1 protein-coding gene is annotated in these 538 nt (G+C 62.8%); it reads left to right on the top strand.

Going from position 1 to position 538, the window contains the following annotated elements; genetic code table 11:
* Positions 1-538 (top strand): transposase (locus A5777_RS08555; protein WP_197502323.1); only part of this gene is annotated, 538 nt, incomplete at both ends.

Raw genomic sequence — 538 nt, 5'->3', positions numbered from 1 at the left:
GTTTAAGAGACAGCGGTCACGAAACTCGAATCCCCCTTGCCGCGAACGTGTTTCCACTTGTGCTCGTCGACCTGACACCGATCGTGGACGGTACCGGGCCGGCACGTTTGTTGGACATGGTCGCCGGCCGTTCCAAGGCGGCGTTGAAGGATTGGCTGACCGCACGCGATCCTGCGTTTCGTGACCGGATCAAGGTGGTGACGATGGACGGCTTCTCCGGGTATCGCACCGCGACCGCTGAAACCCTGGACAAGGCGCGTGCGGTGATGGATCCGTTTCATGTGGTGCACTTGGCCGCCGACAAACTCACCGTGTGTCGTCAACGCGTGCAACAGGATACGTGCGGACACCGCGGCCGCACCGGGGACCCGCTCTACGGAATCCGCCGCCCCCTGCTCACCCGAATCGGCTTGTTGACCGACAAGCAGAAGACCCGCATCACCAACGGCCTCGAAGCGCGTGAGGAACATCTGGCGGTCGCGGTCACCTACGCCGTCTATCAGGACCTGATCGACGCCTACGACCAGCCGCACAAGCG

The organism is Gordonia sp. 852002-10350_SCH5691597 (genome assembly GCF_001665715.1).
Lineage (GTDB): Bacteria > Actinomycetota > Actinomycetes > Mycobacteriales > Mycobacteriaceae > Gordonia > Gordonia sputi.
Note: the sequence above shows the minus strand (reverse complement) of the source record. Positions and strands in the feature narration are given on the sequence as shown.